At 58.1% G+C, this 14,833-nt stretch carries 14 protein-coding genes and 2 pseudogenes; 9 read left to right on the forward strand and 7 right to left on the reverse strand.

The genetic code is table 11. From position 1 onward, the window contains the following. Positions 1–23 precede the first annotated feature (23 nt). Complete coding sequence (locus tag H9L12_RS00985) at positions 24–461, reverse strand: hypothetical protein (protein ID WP_187542249.1); 438 nt, start codon at positions 459–461, stop codon at positions 24–26. 128 nt (positions 462–589) lie between these two features. Here H9L12_RS00985 and H9L12_RS00990 point away from each other — a divergent pair, with 128 nt between their 5' ends. From H9L12_RS00990 to H9L12_RS01000, 3 genes are all read left to right on the forward strand, one after another. Then, positions 590–1,006: a DUF6334 family protein gene (locus H9L12_RS00990; protein ID WP_187542250.1), complete on the forward strand. Its 417-nt coding sequence runs from the start codon at positions 590–592 to the stop codon at positions 1,004–1,006. A gap of 1,025 nt (positions 1,007–2,031) precedes the next feature. Continuing rightward, complete coding sequence (locus tag H9L12_RS00995; RefSeq protein WP_187542251.1) at positions 2,032–2,550, forward strand: hypothetical protein; 519 nt, start codon at positions 2,032–2,034, stop codon at positions 2,548–2,550. Between the two features lie 537 nt (positions 2,551–3,087). Next, positions 3,088–4,470 (forward strand): amidohydrolase family protein, encoded by a 1,383-nt coding sequence (locus tag H9L12_RS01000; protein ID WP_246450756.1) that lies wholly within the window; start codon positions 3,088–3,090, stop codon positions 4,468–4,470. A 127-nt stretch (positions 4,471–4,597) separates the two neighbouring features. Here H9L12_RS01000 and H9L12_RS01005 read toward each other — a convergent pair whose 3' ends face one another. After that, positions 4,598–4,873: a hypothetical protein gene (locus H9L12_RS01005; RefSeq protein ID WP_187541152.1), complete on the reverse strand. Its 276-nt coding sequence runs from the start codon at positions 4,871–4,873 to the stop codon at positions 4,598–4,600. Between the two features lie 570 nt (positions 4,874–5,443). Continuing rightward, a complete protein-coding gene (locus H9L12_RS01010) occupies positions 5,444–5,746 on the reverse strand; it encodes a hypothetical protein (protein WP_187542253.1) in 303 nt (100 codons plus the stop codon). 190 nt (positions 5,747–5,936) lie between these two features. Between H9L12_RS01010 and H9L12_RS01015 the strand changes: the two genes are divergently transcribed. Then, positions 5,937–6,515 carry a recombinase family protein gene (locus H9L12_RS01015; protein ID WP_187542254.1) on the forward strand — a complete coding sequence of 193 codons (579 nt, stop codon included), beginning with the start codon at positions 5,937–5,939 and terminating at the stop codon, positions 6,513–6,515. A 92-nt stretch (positions 6,516–6,607) separates the two neighbouring features. Here the strand turns inward: H9L12_RS01015 and H9L12_RS14280 are convergent, their stop codons facing one another. Both H9L12_RS14280 and H9L12_RS01020 read right to left on the reverse strand, forming a co-directional pair. Continuing rightward, complete coding sequence (locus tag H9L12_RS14280) at positions 6,608–6,769, reverse strand: hypothetical protein (protein WP_425506828.1); 162 nt, start codon at positions 6,767–6,769, stop codon at positions 6,608–6,610. Further along, complete coding sequence (locus H9L12_RS01020) at positions 6,705–7,502, reverse strand: hypothetical protein (RefSeq protein ID WP_187542255.1); 798 nt, start codon at positions 7,500–7,502, stop codon at positions 6,705–6,707. The genes H9L12_RS14280 and H9L12_RS01020 overlap by 65 nt, the downstream gene beginning before the upstream one ends. Before the next feature lie 751 nt (positions 7,503–8,253). Here H9L12_RS01020 and H9L12_RS01025 point away from each other — a divergent pair. Together H9L12_RS01025 and H9L12_RS01030 are read left to right on the forward strand one after the other, a co-directional pair. Further along, positions 8,254–8,700 (forward strand): hypothetical protein, encoded by a 447-nt coding sequence (locus tag H9L12_RS01025; protein ID WP_187542256.1) that lies wholly within the window; start codon positions 8,254–8,256, stop codon positions 8,698–8,700. Positions 8,701–8,708: 8 nt separating this feature from the next. Further along, the gene (locus H9L12_RS01030) at positions 8,709–8,891 is read left to right on the forward strand and encodes a hypothetical protein (RefSeq protein WP_187542257.1); all 183 of its coding nucleotides are present in this window, start codon (positions 8,709–8,711) and stop codon (positions 8,889–8,891) included. A 276-nt stretch (positions 8,892–9,167) separates the two neighbouring features. On the opposite strand, the gene H9L12_RS01035 is transcribed toward H9L12_RS01030, so the two are convergent. Next, positions 9,168–11,735 carry an FG-GAP-like repeat-containing protein gene (locus H9L12_RS01035; RefSeq protein WP_187542258.1) on the reverse strand — a complete coding sequence of 856 codons (2,568 nt, stop codon included), beginning with the start codon at positions 11,733–11,735 and terminating at the stop codon, positions 9,168–9,170. Positions 11,736–11,973: 238 nt separating this feature from the next. Between H9L12_RS01035 and H9L12_RS14285 the strand changes: the two are divergent. Together H9L12_RS14285 and H9L12_RS01040 are read left to right on the forward strand one after the other, a co-directional pair. Continuing rightward, positions 11,974–12,078, forward strand: a pseudogene (locus H9L12_RS14285) (IS6 family transposase); the annotation flags it as partial. 141 nt (positions 12,079–12,219) lie between these two features. Beyond that, positions 12,220–12,702: pseudogene (locus H9L12_RS01040) on the forward strand (IS6 family transposase); the annotation flags it as partial. A gap of 430 nt (positions 12,703–13,132) precedes the next feature. Here the strand turns inward: H9L12_RS01040 and H9L12_RS01045 are convergent. Beyond that, positions 13,133–13,573: a Ros/MucR family transcriptional regulator gene (locus H9L12_RS01045; protein ID WP_187542259.1), complete on the reverse strand. Its 441-nt coding sequence runs from the start codon at positions 13,571–13,573 to the stop codon at positions 13,133–13,135. Between the two features lie 514 nt (positions 13,574–14,087). Between H9L12_RS01045 and H9L12_RS01050 the strand changes: the two genes are divergently transcribed. Then, complete coding sequence (locus H9L12_RS01050; RefSeq protein WP_187542260.1) at positions 14,088–14,804, forward strand: IS6 family transposase; 717 nt, start codon at positions 14,088–14,090, stop codon at positions 14,802–14,804. Positions 14,805–14,833: the final 29 nt, after the last annotated feature.

Consider the following 14,833-nt stretch of genomic DNA (forward strand, 5'->3'; position numbering starts at 1 on the left):
GCGGCGGAACAGGATTCAATCACTCAGTCGATGCTGATGACGCAGGTAGGTTCACATTGTTGCAGGCACGCGATGTGAACGTGCCCATTGCGGCTCGTGATTACAAAGTGGCGGAAGTGACTAGGTGTCCACGCACCGCCTTCGTGGGTCAGCTTCTCAACCCATGTTGACTGCAGCACCTCAAGGTATGGCCAACTGCCACTGTAGGGATACGGCGTTTCGAGCGGCACGAAAACGCTATGCTCGCCAATCAAATCCATGTTTTCCTCGAACACGGCGAAAGAAAACGCCCCTTCGAAAATCAGGATGGCGCTCGCATCCCCTTCGCTGCGGTCTGTCGCATACGTAACTGTCGCAATAAGCCTCTGGTGTCCCGCTTGCCAGTTCAGATCAATGAGTGATGCCGGACGCTCGGGCAGTTCAGGACTGGGCACCCACTTGAGCAGCTTTGCATCGGTCATTGATGGAGCATGCTTTGTGCAGCGAATGTCCGCAATGGGTCGAAAGCGGGCGCTGGGCCGGAATAGCGGGAAGCTGGCAGATAGAAGGTGCAGTTGGCCCGCGCGGTTGGCGCGTGTAGCCACGTTGCATGGACGACGACTTTACCTGCCTCAGGTTTGATTATGAGTTGGTGCACGGCCAGCCGGTGCGCAGCGTCGTGGGGGAACCGGCGGAGGGATGTGGCTACTGGCGCATCGGGATAGTCACGGACAATGGCACCATCTTGATCTCCGTTGATGAAGACACTGATCAGGTGTGGGTTTCGCTCACTGCCAAGGAACTTACGACCGAAGATTGGAAGCCGGTGCCGTTTCTGCAGGACTGGCTGGGCCTTGAGTTGGGATGGTCGTGGGTTGGCATCAACTCACAAGGATACAAGGACACTTTCATCCTATCCTGCGCTGGAGTCGACCCTCAATGGGCGTTCGTAGGGGAAGGGTCTTCGCTGACTTGTTATCGTATGACCCAGACAAGGGAGCCCCTGGGCTCGCATCGCGACGAATGACCGCGATTGGTCGTAATCGGACGCGGCAAGTTTGGAGTGTTAGGCGGTCGCTATCGTGCGAAGGCGGATTCGCTTCCGTCGCTAAGATGGAGTTCGCCACCCCTGACCGAGAACCAGCGGGCTGGTTCAATACGCCGATCGACAAGATGCCATCGTGGTTGGCCGTCAGTGGTAGCGAATGAAATGAAGCGCAGGCCCTGATCTGTCGCCACTTGAATCTCAGGCAACCTTCCGAACAACCTGATGCTTTCGACGTGCCCGCCGCGAAGTCGGGCGAAGGATGACTCCCAAAGCCCCTCCTCACTCCAGCTTCCGCTTAGAATGTTGACGTCGTCTTCGATCCGCCAACTCCATTCCACGCTAAGGGACTGCTCTCCTATTGGTTGGGCCGGAGAGCCGTCTCGCTTTGTTCGTTCCGTGAGTTCGCCAAACTCGAGAAAGACAGCTGATCCGTGGCCGCGCCAAATGTGACTAATGGGCTGACCCGACAAGCTCTCGGCCAGAGCTTCAAACGTGGCTCTCGTGTCCATGATCTGCTGACTGCCCGAGCGGTTTAGCGTCCGCAATGGGTCGATATCGGACGCGGCAAGTTTGGGTGGCTGACGCTCAAACTGATGACTATGGACGCGATGGTAGGGGATTTATGTTTGCCACGCGGGTACCGAAATGAGGGGTCCTACAATGACGGCTTCGGCGGTCCGGAACTCCTAGGATGTCTCGGCGGTATAGGTTGCTTCGTTCTTCTGGGCCTGCCTGCACTTTTCAGCGCAACGTGGAGCTTCCTACATGCCGTGGGAGACGGTGAATCTGGGGACGCAGTAAGTCTGGTCACTGCCCTTATTTTTGCGACCACAGTCACGGTCGTCGGTAGTTTTGCTGTTGCGAGGATTTCGCGCGACACTCGCGACGACTAGCGTCCGCAATGGGTCGTTATCGGACGCGGCGGGAATGGGTGAACGCAGCAGCGACAGGATTGGTAGTCTCCAGTCGTTGCCAACCCTGATCTTCAAGCCCAGAAGCCGTTCATGCGCATATCGGTCTTCGCTAACGGTCATTCCAAGCCGATCAAACTGACGATCTACCCAACTGGGGCGGAGTGGGAGATTCCCCATCTGGGTGAAGCTGGCGTGCGCTGCTCATGCGCCGAAACAAGTGATCGTTCGCACGTCTCCGTCGACGAGCACGGAATAGTCTTCTGGTGTGAGGATCCAGCAGTCGAAGTAGACGTCGTCTCTCCAACGCCTCTTCAAATGCTGCTTTGGGACATCTGTGTGAATGGAGGATGGTGTGGCGGATTGGTGGATGGAAAAATGACGCACGTCTATGACCTATGGCCCGACACAGGCATCGTTTCGGCCCATGATTTTGCCCTCATGGTGGTGAAAGCGGACGGTGATGAGAAATGGGAAGGCGCCGCCCGACATATCCCGTGGCTCGAAGACACGTTTGAGAAGCATCTTGGGGCGTCCTCCATCTCTGCGTCAAACCCCCAATGGACAGCAAGACGGCCGTTTGACCAACCCAAACCTATCGGCGCCTCATGACTGCGATGTGTCGAAGTTGGACGCTACCAGTCGATCCCAAGGGCACTCATCACTCTCACGACCATGTGCTTTGCTCGACCATCCCAGCGCACGGGTCCCCAGTTCTCGTCCGCCCAAGCTTTCGCTTCTGCGACCGTTGCGAACGGCCCTGTTCCTGAAACGTAATAGTAGAGGCCGTCCGGCCCTGCTTCCGATGGCCCTTCTCCTGGTTCGGTCCAGCCCTCGGCGTTGTAAAGCTCCCACTGCACGTCAAAGTCGCGCGCAATCACGTAGGTGCGCTTCCGTAAGAGGCCATCGTAATGCCACGTGCCGCTCGCGACGATTTCACCTCTAAGATTATTCAGGGCCACCCGAGCACAATGTTCGCTGTGGCCCGTGTCCGCAATGGGTCGAAACCGGTCATTGTCGGGCGAGCCAAGGCGCAACCTTGCGACGAGCGGTCGGTGCGGTACAAACAAAGAGACAAATTGCTCCCGGGGCTTGTTGCCTCGCGCAGCTGAGGGGGCTCAGCTTATGAAGATCTGCATAGTGGCCTTGATGATTGGCGCAGTGGTCGCCAACTCACAACCCGCAAGTGCTGAACCGACGACGATCGATCATGTCACGATCGTAAACGTCGAGGACGGAACACGATTTGCGGATCATAGCATCACTTTCGACGGCGATCGGATAACCTCGGTTGGTCCGACATTGGCGCGAAGGGCTGGTCGGCATATCGATGGCAAAGGCCTTTTTGTTATTCCAGGCCTGTGGGACATGCATGTCCATTCGCACCGTGAGCGGCGTTGGACCTATCACTACCCATTGTTCCGTGCGTTCGGAATTACCGGCGTCAGGGATGCCGGCTCCCATCTTGGATCAGCCCTTGCGCTACGCGAGAAGGCGAAAACCGATCCGCTTGCCCCACGGGTGATCTGGGGCACTCCCGTCGTTGACGGCGCTCCGCAGGTAAACAGTTTTGGACTGTCCGCCGAGGATGCGACGAGTGGTCGTTATCTTGTCCGAGAGTTGCACCGCCAAGGCTTCGATTTCCTGAAGGTTTATGACCGTTTATCGCCCGGCGCCTATGTGGGTCTCACCTCTGAGGCGAGACGGCTAGGAATGCCTGTCGAGGGCCACGTTCCGCTGGCACTGTCTCCGGACGACGCCATTGCGGCGGGACAGCGACTAATCGATCATTTGACCCTGATAGCGGAGGGGTGTTCACCGCGATCGCTATCCGTTGTTCAGCGCAAAAACGCAGAGGATCCGCGCGAGAGCGACAGTCTCTCTATTCTGATGTCGAACGAGGTTTCTTCAGAAATGGCGGACTTTGACGTCCGCTCCTGCAGATCGCTATTGGAACGGCTTGCTCGCGCGCACGTGTGGCAAGTGCCGACGCTCGTTCAACTTGAGTCCTTCGTTCGTTCGGAGCCTCCAGCCGTTTGGCCGGCGCGGCGAGATTACGTCAGTCCCGGTGTACAAGCCGATTGGGAAACACAAGCGAAGGAAGCCGAACCAGAGGCGCTCGCTAACGGGCGCCGGATGTTCGACATTCAGATGTCGCTCCTCAAGCCGATGGCCGACGCCGGCGTCCCAATTCTTGCAGGCACCGATACATCAAACGAGATCTGGGTCTTCGCAGGCTATAGTCTGCATCGAGAGTTAGAATTGTTCGTAAGAGCCGGTCTGTCACCTCTCCAAGCTCTCCAAACAGCAACTTTAAACCCGCGCATCTACGCCGGCCACAATCGCGGCAGGCCCTTACTCAGCATTGGCGAGCGCGCGGACATTGTGCTTCTTGCGAATGACCCAAGTGCAAATATCGACAATCTCGCGACGATAAGAGGCGTGGTCGCGCGTGGCATGTATTATGATCGCGCGTCGCTCGACGCGCTGCTGCTCGACGCAAAGCGTCACGCGAAGACGGCAGGAAAGTGATCTCGTGAGGCCCGTGTGCCACGAGCATGTCGGCCTTTGGCCCGCCAAGTGTCCGCAATGGGTCGAACTTGGACGCGGCGGGGCTGGGTCGAAGTCGGACCCGGCGGGAATGGGTGGAAAACGGACATTAGATGCCTTGGCGAAGGGACCCTGCGTCGACCTCGTCCGATCCCATATGTTTCACGAAGGCATTGCGGATGCTTCTGCGATAGCCTTGCGCAGTTGCGCTGCTAGGGTCCCATCCTTCGGCTCGTAACACCGCATCAACAAACTGCTCTGCGCGAACGGGTCCTTGTTCGGGAAGGTACATTTCAACCTTCGTAGGCACGCCGTCGATAACGGTTCCACAGAACCCCAGACCAACACAGACCTCCCGCATTAGCTTGTCGTATGCTTTGTTCATGCGGGCAGCCTAGCGTTAGCACTAATGTCCGCAATGGGTCGAAAGCGGACGCTAGCGATGCGGCCAAGGGCCGTCGAACCAATCGGTCTGCGTAAGCCATTCGGAATGTTCCTCGATGGTCACGAGCGCCTGCTCAGGCGACTGTGGCGGAGCGTCGTCGTGTCTGAGGCAAATGAAGGCCTGACCGTCGAAACCGAAGGTGACCATCCTACAGTTGTGAGCAGATCTAACTTCGCCCCCAAAATGGTCGTTCGGGTCGAGGCATCGTCGAACAAGGGCTTCCAGCGTGAATCGATCGGCAATCGACGAGACGGATGGCCGAGTCCCTTGCTCGACGAGCGGACCCTCCCAGGTATGTGCTTGAAGGCTGTCCTCGTCGCCTTGCATTAGACAGCCGCCAACCACACGCGCAACGGCTGCGATCGCGGCGCTGGCAGTCTCTGAGAGGCTGCCTGAGCCGTCAAACACATCGGCCTTAGGAAAGATCGCAAACGCTCTCATAGACGCGTCATGCCGAGCAGTCGTACTGTCCGCAATGGGTCGAAAGCGGACGCTAGGCCGAAAAGCAAATCAGTCGACCAATCGCCAATCAATCACCGGTTCGCGCTTGTTCTCGTAGAATTTGCGCTTTTCAGTGAGGCCGAAAAACAGCGTGCCATGAATGCCCTGAATTTCTGGCTTCGGGATCATCCGATCCCACATCGGCTCCAGGATTGCGGCGGCCGCTTCCTCACCGAGCCGGTCGATCACATCCTCTACGAACTCAATATCTTGTCGCTCCCCTGGGAAGAGTTTCGCAAATTCATCGTCGGAGACGGAATAGATAGCGTACCGGCTGTTAATGGCCTCATCGATAATCTGAACGTTCTTCATCGCTGCAGCCTAACGATCGTCGTGTAGCGTCCGCAATGGGTCGAAATCGGACGCCCGGAGGTGAGCTGACAGATCACTCCGAAAACGATCGATTTCGATACAAATCTACCTTTTGTATCGAAAAATATCTTGACGGCAGTTTCGATACATCACATGTTTCGGATTACGTTTTCGATACAGGAGTTGATTGATGCCGCGCGTTTTTGCCTATTGCCGCGTCAGCACCGCTGATCAGACCGTCGACAATCAGATTCGCGAGATTGAGGCAGCAGGCTTCTTGATCGAGCCGAAGAGATGCATCGCTGAAACAGTGTCAGGTTCGAGAGCGGCATTCGAACGAGAGGGCTTCTCTCGGCTCGTTGACAGACTCGAGGAAGGCGATGTGCTCATCGTGACTAAGCTTGATCGACTAGGACGAAACGCCATGGATGTAAGGGGCACAGTGGAACGCCTCGCGAAAGATGGCGTCCGGGTCCATTGCCTCGCTCTTGGAGGAGTCGACCTGACCAGCGCCGCCGGCAAAATGACCATGGGAGTGATATCGGCCGTCGCGGAGTTCGAGCGGGATTTGCTTATAGAGCGCACGCAGGCCGGACTGACTCGCGCCAAAGCAGAAGGCAAACGCCTAGGTCGCCCGTCGCTGCTTTCAGATCAGCAGCGGCGCATCGTGCTAGAAAAGCGGGCGGCCGGAACATCGATTGGCTCACTGGCGAAAGAATTTGGCGTGACTCGTTCCGCCATTCAGAGGGTTGGTCGCCTAGGTGCCTAGTCCTTTTCGTAAAAACCCATCTGCAGGCGCTGAGATCTATCTCCATGCCGATTGATATTCTCAAACTTCGGCCATTGCTGTGGGCGTAATCATCAGTTTCGCTGCAAGTCGCGGAGTAGTCGATTTGCCAGCCTCCTGAGGCTAACCGCTTTCTTCGTTTCGTTGCCATGCCGATAAGCCCCATTCTCGTCACCTCTCGGTCCGCCGGATCCCTTCGCGCCTCCGTGGATGCGACAACGCGAGCGCCCCCGGATTGCTGGGCATTGGCACGGCGTTCCCCGTCTCGTTCGAGCTAGGCAACGCGGCGCCGATCTCAGATTGGTCAAGCGGAGCTTTCTTCGCCTTTGGTCCATAGGGTCGGCTCCCGTTTTCATTGTCCCCCTGGTGCAGGTGGATATGTTTGTGTTCGTGCTGAGCGTATTTCCGGACAGTTATGCGCTGACGGCTCCCCTTCCCGCGCAGCCGCAGGAAGGTCTCCATTTGGGCAGCGTAGGTCCGGGCTAGTTTGCCTGCAATCGCGCAAGACTTTGGATCGGCGTGACTGTAGCGCAGTGCCTGCGCCGTCAGCTTGAGTTGCATGAGGTGGACCGCCACCATTTGCGCTGCCAAGCATGCTTCTGCTTCATTTCTGGGCTGCAAACTCCGGACAATTTGAACCGCCGCAACGAGCTCATCTTGCACAGGGTGGCGCCCCTGTATGTCGTCATTCCAGACTGTGTCGCAGAGGCTCGAGAGCTGATTCATAAAGGTTCTGAACGTTGCTTGCGACCGGGTGCCAAACGCATCGAACATGAGGGCGACCCAAGCTTCATCGAACTGAGGGTCAAATGGCGATTTGAATGTCCATCCTCCTTCCGCAATGATGATCTCAAGTTCAGGCGTCGCCGGCCGTTTGTAGTGTCGAGAGGTCGCTTTCGTCGCGAGCCCTTGAAGGACGTCTGGCATTGGCTTGGCCGTAGTGCCCTGGTTTTTTTTCGTTCGAGCCATCTTTTCAGTCTTTCCCGGTATGACAGTTGGTGAGATCCAGAGCACAAGGACACAGGACAACTACCCCCGGCTCTAGACCGAGGGATCGGTCCGATGCCGAAGGCAGTCCGGTCCTTGCAGCATGACAGTCGGAGCCGACCCGTCGCATTAGGACGCCGCCGGGCGAGAGGTCGCCGGTAGCTCGGTGGTTGCTTGCGACGCTATCCTCCGCGCCGCCGGTCGCCCCTCCACCTTTCGGACTGGGCTTGCCAATGGGACCGAACCCCCTGGTGTTGGCATGTTGCTTCGCGTCGCCAGTGTATTTAGCTCCCCGACGCGAGCCTTCTCAGCGAATGCCGACCTCCCGTGCGGGAGAAGTGTCCGCAGTCGAATTTGGGTTAGCCATCGGCAAAAGGTCTTGAGAGACATGCTGCCGGTTGATTTCAGCCGGTCGCCTTTCTAAGGCGCTGACTTCATTTGAATGTTGCACCCCTCTTGGGTGCGCCAGTTTTCCCTCTCTGCAGCGCTGGATTGCTGCGGCTGATCCTTGCAGTTTCGTGCAGCATTAAACGGGAACGAACCGGGAAGTTGCGTACACCGGCCGTACACGGTCCTGCCCTGCTTGGTCGCTTGACGGATAGCTCCGCACGGCGTTGATTGGCCGCGCTCGGGTCAGGGGGGATGATGGACGAGGAAGAGCAACAATCGACACCGGGCCCGTTGAGGAGATGTGGCGCGTGGCTCGCGGCTCGTTTTGCCTTCATAAATTCGATTGGCTTCTTCGCCATTTGCTCTGCGGCCGCAGCTGGCCCTCGACGTCGGTCATTTTGTCATTCGACCCGATGGAAGGCCGCAGGCGACTGTTTCGATCAAGAACGTCGGCAATATTACCATCTTCGATGCCGAAGTTTCTGTTCGAACTGCAATTTTCTATGTCGGAGGTACCTCTCTCATTTTCACGATGATGCCTCCTCCTGACACGGGAGTGACGATTGGCCCCACCGAAACCGAAACTCTCACTGCGATAATGGATCCCGCGCCAACGAAAGATGAAATGGCACTCGTAAACGCGGACTTGAAGCGGATCGTAACCGCCGGGCAGATCACCTACACTGACCCGCTCGAACGGAAGCATGAGCGATATATTTGCGCGCAGTACCTCCGAACGTCGAAGGGGGAGTACTTCGGCAATTTTTGTGGCACTCCGAAGCAATTCTGAGCGAGGTCATGACCGAACTTCCCGACCAACCCGCCCTTTTCGAGATCGACGGCACTGACGAGGAGGGCTGCGTCTGGATTTGCTCGATCGCCGGCCGCGACGACTGGTGCCAGAACCTCGGCCCGGCCGATGAGGTAGCCGAGAAGCTGAGCGAGTGGCTCGGGTCGATCGACTACAAGAAGCGCATGTGAGCCGCCGGCGCCCGATCCTGCTGTCGAAAGAATACTGGCGGGGTTTCGCAGCTTGCGCGCTCTTCCTGCTCTTCGCGCTGGTGATCGTCTCGTTCAAAGGTCGGCGGCGGAATGAGGGACTTTTGCCGAGCCGTGACCCGCCGCCTGGGCACGGTCTGACCGACAACAACTTAAGGCGGACAACTTGCTGCGTCCGCTTCCGACCCATTGCGGACGCTACAAGCTTAGCCAACAGGCCACTCGAACGTGTCAGATTAACGGCGGAGACTCATCACATCAGAGGATGAAATCGGTCGCGGCTAGTGCGTGGAGCCCGTCCACACGGATCCAGAAGTCGGCCTTGCCGTCGCCGTCGGTATCGCCCTGGACATAGGTGTTTCCGCTGATCTGCTGATAGCGGAGTTGCCCCGCGACATTGCTGAAGGCGGCGCTGCCGACAAAGGTGAAGGCCTGGTCGAAGCCGACGTTGCTGTTGGCATCGACCAGCTCAAGCGAGATGCGGTCGCCCTGCGCATGGCTAAAGTCGTGGATGCGGTCGGCGGTGCCACTGCCCATCCCGGCGAAATCCAGATTCTCGAACGCGAACAGGTCGGCGCCAGCGCCGCCATAGAAACGGTCGAGACCCGACCCGCCGTAAAGATAGTCGGTCCCGTTTTCGCCGTAGAGGATATCGTTGCCGAGGCCGGCACGGATCGTGTCGGCACCATCCTTGCCGTACAACAGATTGTTGCCGCTGTTGCCGATCATCATGTTGTCGAGGGCGTTTCCGTAGCCGCGAAGGTCGGAGAAGCCGTCGAGGACCAATTGCTCGATATTCGGGCGAAGCTGGTGGTTGATCGAGGTGAAGACCGTATCGTAGCCCTCACCGAGATTCTCGTAGGCGTAGTCGGCAAGATCGCCGACGACGAAGGTGTCGTTGCCGATGCCGCCATACATCCGGTCGTATCCAGCACCGCCCGTCAACGTATCATTGCCGTCCGCACCGAGCAGGAAGTCATCCCCGCCGGCACCGTCAATGGTGTCGTTGCCTTCATAGCCATAAAGCTTGTTGGCGACTGCGTTACCGACAATGAGGTTGTCGGAAGCATTTCCCTTACCGATCGCGGCAACGCCGGTTAGCGTCAGATCCTCGACCTCGGCACGCAGTTGGTGATCGATCGACGAGACCACCCGGTCACGCCCTTCGCCAGCAACTTCGTAGGCATAGTCGTCGGCATCGTTGACGAAATAGGTGTCGTCGCCTGCGCCGCCGTACATCCGGTCGTAACCCGTGCCACCGACCAGCGTGTCTTCGCCCTCACCCCCGAAGAGCCGATCGTCACCCGCGCCGCCCGTCAGTATGTCGCTGCTGTCCCCGCCATACATAAGGTCCGTACCCGCGCCGCCGTTCAAATAGTCGGAACCTTCACCTCCCTCTAGCTTATCATCACCCGCGCCAGCGAAAATCACATCGTCGCCATCAAGACCTTGAAGAGTTTCGGAAAGCGCTACGCCCAGAAGCGCGTTGGCGGCTACGTCCCCGACTAAAAGCGCGCCAGCCGGCTGCATCCAGCGAGCGATCCAGTCGGTCTCGATGACATTGTTAGGGTCATCCCACGAATTGACGCTGGCCCGCACGAAAATGTCAGTGCGGCCGTCTTCGTCAAAGTCACCTGGAAGAAAGGCATAGTCACTATTGGTGAACAGGAAGTCTGCCGGAAGGGCGACGTAGTGACCGGAACCGTCGTTGAGGAAGAACCGGGTCGCATCGCCTGTCTGGAGGATTAGATCCAAGGCACCGTCGCCGTTCATGTCGGCAAGGTGCATGAACCGATGGTTGGACACTCCCGCTGTGGAGGGAAGCCGCTCAGCCGTCTCATCGTTGAAGGCACCGTCGCCGTTGTTGATCAGCACTTGCACCGCATAACTTGCGTAAAGATCGGCACTGAGGATGAAGAGATCGAGATAACCGTCGCCATTCATGTCGGTGGCCATCATGTCGAGAGTGGACGCGCGGCTGGGAGCGAAAATTGGAGCAGGAAGAATGCTTGCCGACGTCTCGACGAAATTGCCCGACCCGTCGTTAAATAAAAGCGTCGACGGCGCCATTTCGGTGCCGTTGAAAAACCACGATGGCCAAGTGCCCAGCAAAAGATCTGGGTCGCCGTCGTGATCGGCGTCAAACAGGAGACTTGAGGTGAAATTGCGACCACCAGTCTCGATTGTTGTGGGTAATCGCGTGTCGGAACGGGAGAATTGGCCAGTACCGTCATTAATCAGAAAATAGCTGCTTGTTCCATTGTAATCGCCAAAATCGTTTCCGAGGTTGCAGACATATATGTCCACGTCCCCGTCGGCATCGACATCGGCGCTGGTCGTCCAATGTGGATATTGCGCATCGTTGGGCAAAGTTGCGCTAGCATCGGTGACACCGCCACTACCGTCCGAAAGCAGCAGTAAGCTACTCCTTGGTTGGGCACTGGAGGTTTCCCAAGTAACTGCGATGTAAATGTCGTCTACCCCGTCGCCATTGAAGTCTGCAACGGTCGACGAGGATGCCGCGTCTGCTAAAGGCGTTCCTGCGGGAAACAGGCTTGTTGTACTATCGATCAAGCCGCCTTGGCCATCACCCAGCAGGACGCGAATAGGAATGCCGGGATCGTCCAACGCCGGGATGTAGGCATACGTAACAAGGACATCGAGGTGGCCGTCGCCGTTGATGTCGTAGACACTGATATCGTTCGGAAAAACGTTCCAATACTCCGGATGATCCGGATAGGTTTGGCTACGATTAAATGAAAACGTCGCATACGACCAATAGTCGGGAACGCCGACGAAACCTTCTTGCGCGGGCGTGGACAGCATTACACCCCCCAGGTAGATGGACAGTTACTTTACGTGAATTATGACAATTGCCAACGATTCGTTGATGTCGGCTAGCTTGCACTCTGCTCGAAATTGGCCGGTGAGTCGCTACAAAGGGAGCAGACCAAATAATCCGATTTACCCCAGCTTCACCCCGATTTCGGAAGGCGGAGCTAGCGCGATGGCAATGTCAGACAAAACGCACTTCTGAGTAAGGATCGCAGGGTAGGGGCGTTTCATGCCCCGCCCACGCAAACCCGCCAGACCGTTCCGCTACTTCAACAGTTCGCCCGAGATCATCCGCCTGGCGGTGATGCTGTACGTCAAATACCCGCTGGGGCTCTGTCAGACCAAGTGCACCTCTGAGTAAGGATCGCGGGGTAGGGACGTTTCATGCCCCGTCCTCGCAAACCTGCCGGCCCTTCCGCTGGCCCTGTCAGACCAAATGCACCTCTAAGTAAGGATCGCGCGGTAGGGGCGTGCCATGCCTCGCCCCCGCAAACCTGCCAGCCCGTTCCGCTACTTCAACAGCTCGCCGGAGATCATCCGCCTGGCGGTGATGCTGTACGTCAAATATCCGCTAAGCCTTCGTAACGTCGAAGACCTGCTGGCCGAGCGCGGGATCGATGTCAGCTACGAGACCTTGCGCCACTGGTGGAACAGGTTCGGGCCGATGTTCGCCGCCGACATTCGACGGCAGCGGATCAGCGCGATGCGCGGCATGCGCCAGTGGCGCTGGCACCTCGACGAGATGTACGTGAAGGTGAACGGCGAGATGCGCTACCTGTGGCATGCCGTCGATCACGAGGGCGAGATCCTCGAGAGCTTCGTCACGAAGGAGCGGGACAAGGCGGCAGCGCTGAAATTCATGAAGAAGGCGCTCAAGCGCTACGGCTCACCGGAAGCGATCACCACCGATGGCCTTCGCTCCTACAAGGCAGCCATGACCGAAATCGGCAACCGGGACACAACGAGGGTTGTGCCGATGGGGTGGTATTCCGGCCTCGAAATCGATGAGATAGTTTCAACGCTGAACCGGGGGTCGAAATGGATCAGGCAAATCTAGCGTCGGCTCTTCACCCAAATCGGACGCTAGATCAACCGTCACGGTCTCCGACCAAACGTCTACCTGATCGTGTCGCCATCTCTACGCCCGGCGGAGAAGCGCGCAGAGAATATCGGGGATCCCAGCAGCTAGGCCAGCCGGAAAGCGCCATAACGCGAGGCGGGCGCTGGTGGACTTTGCCGATCAGAGTGGGGGCTGTGAGGCTCCACCAACAGGCAGGACCCGCGTTCCCAAGTAACCTTACGTTTGAGATGGTGTCCGGCCGATCGCCTTTAGCGTAGCGGTCATTCCAACCGGCAAATCCCCGGCCGGCTTCTGGCAGTCGACCTGACTACCTCGCTGCCTTCTTGCTCTTTGCCCCTTTCCTTTCGGACTTCGACCTGCCTCCATCCTTGCCGAGTCCTGAGGCCTTCGCCAATTCGGCGCGCCGCGCCGAATAGTTAGGTGCTACCATGGGATAGGTCGATGGCAGTCCCCACTTGGCGCGATATTCGTCCGGCGATAAACCATAATGCCGTCTAAGGTGAGCCTTTAGAAGCTTCAGTCGCTTCCCATCTTCCAGGCATACAAGATAGTCAGGCTTGATTGACGCACGGATCGACACTGCCGGCTCTTGTTTTCCAGGCGCTCGTTCGCGCTGCTCAAGCCCAGCCAGCGCGGCGTGAACATTGGCAATCAGGGCCGGCAAGTCACTGTCGGACACCGTGTTGTGCGCCACGTGGGCCGTTACAATATCGGCGGTGAGGCCAAGGAAGCGAGACGGATCCGGCAAGGGAGTGCTCCAACGTTACCTGGCGGTCCAGCCGCGCACTGCGTTGATATGCAAAGAGCGCGCTGCCGCCAAGCACGTCGTTGTCCCTAAGAATGCGTGAGCATTCCCCAATGCGAAACTCGCCCGGGGATCGTCCCAGCGGGCCGGACGCGAAGGCGCGAGCCTAGGTGAGGCTAATCAGCTGTGTCTCGAGATGCCGGATACTTCGCGTTAAGCGCTGCACTTCTGCAGATGAAACGTCGTGGCCATTGCAGCGAAGAGTCATCTGGCCAGTGAGGAATAACTCGAGCGAGCGGCGGTCATTTTCTAGCTGTTCCTGGCACCATTCGAGATGCTGAGCTAATGAGGGGAAGGGTTCGTCTTGCATCCTCAAATGATCCCTCACTCAGAAACTGGCCCCAAGAGGGCGGTAAGTGCACCCTTGCACGACGTATCCCCGCTTTCCACTCGTTTCCGCGGGCTCTGTCAGACCAAGTGCACCTCCGGGTAAGGATCGCAGGGTAGGGGGCGTGCCATGCCTCGCCCCCGCAAACCTGCCAGCCCGTTCCGCTACTTCAACAGCTCGCCGGAGATCATCCGCCTGGCGGTGATGCTGTACGTCAAATACCCGCTCAGCCTCAGGAACGTTGAAGACCTGCTGGCCGAGCGCGGCATCGACGTCAGCTACGAAACCGTGCGCCACTGGTGGAATAGGTTCGGGCCGATGTTTGCCGCGGACATCCGCCGGCAGCGGATGAGTGCCATGCGCGGGATGCGTCAGTGGCGCTGGCACCTCGACGAGATGTACGTGAAGGTGAACGGCGAGATGCGCTACCTGTGGCGCGCCGTCGACCACGAGGGCGAGATCCTCGAGAGCTTCGTCACGAAGGAGCGGGACAAGGCGGCGGCGCTCAAATTCATGAAGAAGGCGCTCAAGCGCTACGGGTCACCGGAAGCGATCACGACCGATGGTCTGCGCTCCTACAAGGCCGCGATGACCGAGCTCGGCAACAGGGACAAACAGGAGGTCGGACGCTGGGCCAACAACCGCGTCGAGAACAGTCACCTGAGCTTCCGAAGACGCGAGCGATCGATGCTCCGCTTCCGACGAATGAAGACCTTGCAGAAGTTCGCATCTGTCCACGCCAACGTCCACAATCACTTCAATTCCGAACGTCACCTCGTCGATCGACAGACCTACAAGGCACTCCCCTCGGCCGCCCTGGCCGAGTGGCGGCAGCTTGCCGGCTAGACGTTCGCCTCAAAGACCCAACTGCGCGC

It is taken from the genome of Sphingomonas rhizophila, assembly GCF_014396585.1.
GTDB lineage: Bacteria > Pseudomonadota > Alphaproteobacteria > Sphingomonadales > Sphingomonadaceae > Sphingomicrobium > Sphingomicrobium rhizophilum.

Bases quoted from the DNA above. Each gene is read 5' to 3' on its own strand.
- H9L12_RS00985 (WP_187542249.1), bottom strand. From the start codon at position 461: ATGACCGATGCAAAGCTGCTCAAGTGGGTGCCCAGTCCTGAACTGCCC.
- H9L12_RS00990 (WP_187542250.1), top strand. From the start codon at position 590: ATGGACGACGACTTTACCTGCCTCAGGTTTGATTATGAGTTGGTGCAC.
- H9L12_RS00995 (WP_187542251.1), top strand. From the start codon at position 2,032: ATGCGCATATCGGTCTTCGCTAACGGTCATTCCAAGCCGATCAAACTG.
- H9L12_RS01000 (WP_246450756.1), top strand. From the start codon at position 3,088: ATGATTGGCGCAGTGGTCGCCAACTCACAACCCGCAAGTGCTGAACCG.
- H9L12_RS01005 (WP_187541152.1), bottom strand. From the start codon at position 4,873: ATGAACAAAGCATACGACAAGCTAATGCGGGAGGTCTGTGTTGGTCTG.
- H9L12_RS01010 (WP_187542253.1), bottom strand. From the start codon at position 5,746: ATGAAGAACGTTCAGATTATCGATGAGGCCATTAACAGCCGGTACGCT.
- H9L12_RS01015 (WP_187542254.1), top strand. From the start codon at position 5,937: ATGCCGCGCGTTTTTGCCTATTGCCGCGTCAGCACCGCTGATCAGACC.
- H9L12_RS01020 (WP_187542255.1), bottom strand. From the start codon at position 7,502: ATGGCTCGAACGAAAAAAAACCAGGGCACTACGGCCAAGCCAATGCCA.
- H9L12_RS01030 (WP_187542257.1), top strand. From the start codon at position 8,709: ATGACCGAACTTCCCGACCAACCCGCCCTTTTCGAGATCGACGGCACT.
- H9L12_RS01035 (WP_187542258.1), bottom strand. From the start codon at position 11,735: ATGCTGTCCACGCCCGCGCAAGAAGGTTTCGTCGGCGTTCCCGACTAT.
- H9L12_RS01050 (WP_187542260.1), top strand. From the start codon at position 14,088: ATGCCTCGCCCCCGCAAACCTGCCAGCCCGTTCCGCTACTTCAACAGC.